General features: G+C 74.9%; 3 protein-coding genes. 2 read left to right on the forward strand and 1 reads right to left on the reverse strand.

Annotated elements, in window-relative coordinates; translation table 11 throughout:
- The first annotated feature begins 1 nt into the window (after window position 1).
- A complete protein-coding gene (locus tag CCN72_RS36050; protein ID WP_086812584.1) occupies window positions 2-1,927 on the forward strand; it encodes a TOMM precursor leader peptide-binding protein in 1,926 nt (641 codons plus the stop codon).
- Between the two features lie 61 nt (window positions 1,928-1,988).
- Here the strand turns inward: CCN72_RS36050 and CCN72_RS36055 are convergent, their stop codons facing one another.
- A complete protein-coding gene (locus CCN72_RS36055) occupies window positions 1,989-2,162 on the reverse strand; it encodes a thiazolylpeptide-type bacteriocin (protein WP_037657426.1) in 174 nt (57 codons plus the stop codon).
- Between the two features lie 180 nt (window positions 2,163-2,342).
- Here CCN72_RS36055 and CCN72_RS36060 point away from each other — a divergent pair.
- Window positions 2,343-3,253, forward strand: a 911-nt coding sequence (locus CCN72_RS36060; protein ID WP_086812585.1) for an amidohydrolase, incomplete at its 3' end; no start/stop codon positions are given.

A 3,253-nucleotide genomic window follows, 5' to 3' on the forward strand; every position in this document is an offset into this window, starting at 1 on the left:
CCTGGAGGCCGCCCGCGCGGCCCTCCAGGACCGCCTGGCGGCCCGCGCCGTCGCGGCGGGCCTGCCCGCCCCCGCCGTCTCCCGCATCGGCGACACCAACGTCCTCGGCGAGCGGCCCGGCCCCGCCGCGCCGGTGCCCCCGCACACGGCCGAGGTCCATCTCACCGCCCAGGCCGTGCTGTTGGGCCCCTGGGGCGGCACCGGACGGGCCGGCCGGGCCTGCGGCACCTGCCTCGCGATGCGCCGCCAGCGGCTGCGCACCCGCACCGAACGGGACGCGCTGGAGACCGGCACCGAGACCACGGTCGCCGGTCGCTGGCCCGCCCTGCCCGACCATCTGGTGGACGCCGTCTGGTCCCTGCACCGCCTCATCGCCACCGGCGGCGCCCGGCACGAACCCCCGGGCCCCGACGCCGAGTTGCCCCGGGTCACCGAACTCGACCTGGAGACCCTCAAGGTCCGCACCTTCCCGCTGCTGCCCGACCCGATGTGCCCCCACTGCCGCCCGGTGACCGGCGAGGCCGTGGCCGAGGCGGCGGCCCGGCGCACCGCTGGGCCCATGACCTCCCGGCCCAAGTCCGGTCCCGACGACTACCGTTCGGGCCGACCCGGAGACTTCCCGGTGCCGGTCAAGGGGCTCGCGAACCCGGTCTGCGGGGTGCTGGGCGGCGGCACCTGGATCGATGTGACCTCGCCCACCACCGCGCCGGTCGCGGGCAGCGTCTTCATGCGGGGCTACGCCGGACTCACCGACGTCACCTGGAGCGGCCAGGCCAACTCCTTCGCCCGCAGCCGTGAGTTGGCCTTCCTGGAGGGACTGGAACGCTACGCCGGCACCCACCGCCGGCACCGCGCCCCCGTCGTCACCGCCTCCTACGACGAGCTCGGCGAACGCGCCCTGGACCCCCGCGCCTGCGGCCTGTACGCACCGCGCACCTACGCCGAGGACCCGATGGTCCGGCCCTTCGACCCGGCCCGGCCGATCCCCTGGGTCACCGGCTGGTCGCTGCGCGACGAGCGACCCGTCCTGGTGCCCGCCCGGCTCGTCTACTACAGCGCGGGCACCCGCGAGGACAACTTCGTCTTCGAGTGCTCCAACGGCTGCGCCACCGGCGCCAGTCTGGAGGAGGCGGTCTTCTTCGGACTGCTCGAACTCCTGGAGCGGGACGCCTTCCTGCTCGGCTGGTACGGCAATCTGCCGCTGCCGGAGATCGACCTGGACTCGGTCGGCGGCGCACGGGTGCGCGCGATGGCGGCCCGCGCCGAACTCCAGGGCTACGACGTCCATGTCTTCGACAACCGGGTGGACCTCCCGGTACCGGTCGTCACCGGCCTCGCCGTCCGCCGCGACGACGGACCCGGCACCCTGGCGTTCGCCGCCGGCGCCTCCTTCGACCCGGAGACGGCCGTGGAGTCGGCGCTCTCCGAGATCCTCACCTACATCCCGCACCTGCCCCGCCAGGTCGCCGAACGGCCCGCGGAACTCGCCTCGATGGTCAAGGACTTCGACAAGGTCGTACGACTGCCCGACCACGCCGCCCTGTTCGGGCTGCCCGCCATGCGTGAGCACGCCCGCAGCTATCTGGCCCCGCCCCGAGTGGCCCCGCTCGCCGAGCTGTTCGCCGACTGGGAGGAGCGCCGGCCGCGCACCGCCGATCTGCTGGACGACGTCACGCTGCTGCGCGATCTGCTGGCCGACGCGGACTGCGATGTCATCGCCGTCGACCAGACCACCCCGGAGCAGCGGCGGATGGGGCTGCGCACGGTCGCCACGCTCGCCCCCGGGCTGCTGCCGATCGACTTCGGCTGGCCGCGCCAGCGGGCGCCGCACCTGCCGAGGCTGCGGACCGCGCCGTACCGCGCGGGGCTGGTGCCCGCCCCGCTGCGCGAGGAGAACCTGCGGCTGGTGCCGCACCCCTTCCCCTGACGGTTCCGGGAACGCGAAAGGTCCCCGGCAGGGCCGGGGACCTTTCCACCGACGTCGGACGTCAGGCGGTGCAGGAGGTGGTGCTGGTGGTGCTGGAGCAGGTGCTCGTGGAGGAGCAGCTCGTGGACGAACCGAGCATGACCTCGCTGGCGTCCGAGTAGTCGGTGATCTCGAAGGTCTCCGACTCGAGGTCCAGGATCTCCTGGGCGAGGGAGGCGAGGGCGTTGTCAGACATGACGACTCCTTCCGTTTCGGGGACGGTGCGGTACGGCCGGTCGGGCGGTTCGGGTCGCAACATCCAGCATCCGCAGGGGCGTTGCGGCCTTCCGGCACTCCACAGTTCTACGCGCGTCCGCGTGCACCCCCCTTGCCGTTCGCTGTCACCTCGCTGACACCTGCCCGAGGAGCCACTGACATGAGCACCAAACCCACCCGGACCACCCAGGAACTCCCGGGTCTGGCCGAGCTGTTGGCGCCGACGGCCGAGTTCTATCTCGACCTGCACCGCCATCCGGAGCTCTCCGGCGCCGAGGTGCGCACCGCCGCCCGGTTCGCCCAGCGTCTTGACGCCGACGGCTTCCGGGTGCTGCGCGGCATCGGCGGCCACGGTGTCGCGGCCGAACTGCGCAACGGGGAGGGCCCCGCCGTCCTGCTGCGCGCCGAACTCGACGCCCTGCCGGTCGCCGAGGCCACCGGCGCGCCGTACGCCAGCACCGCCACCGCCACCGGGCCCGACGGCCGCCCGGTCCCCGTGATGCACGCCTGCGGCCATGACGCCCATCTCGCCTGTGTGGCGGCCGCAGGACGCTGGCTCGCGGCCCGGCGGGACCGGTGGCGGGGCACGCTGCTGCTGCTCGGCCAGCCCGCCGAGGAGACTCTCGGCGGCGCGCGGGCCATGCTGGAGGACGGCCTGTACGACCGGGTCACCCCGCCCGACGAGGTGCTCGCCCAGCACACCGCGCCGTTCCCGGCGGGGATGGTGGCGCACGCCGAAGGCCCGGTCCTGGCCGGCAGCCGCACCCTGGCGGTGGCCTTCGAGGGCGACGGGGGTCACGCGGCCACCGCGCACCTCGCCGCGGACCCGTTGCGGGCGGCGGCCGGGCTGGTCACGCGGCTGCCCGAGGTCGCGGCAGGCGAGAGCGGGCGCCCCACCGTGACCGCCACCGCGCTGCGGTCCGGAGACGCCGGGCACCCGGGGAACGTGCTGCCCGACCGCGCCGACCTGCTGATCTCCCTGCGCGGCTTCTCCGAGCCGGCCCTCGACCGGGCCGCCGCGGATGTCTCGCGCCTGGCCCACGCCGAGGCCGCGACGGCCGCGCTGCCGCC

Origin of the sequence: Streptomyces murinus (assembly GCF_002154555.1) — a bacterium.
GTDB lineage: Bacteria > Actinomycetota > Actinomycetes > Streptomycetales > Streptomycetaceae > Streptomyces > Streptomyces murinus.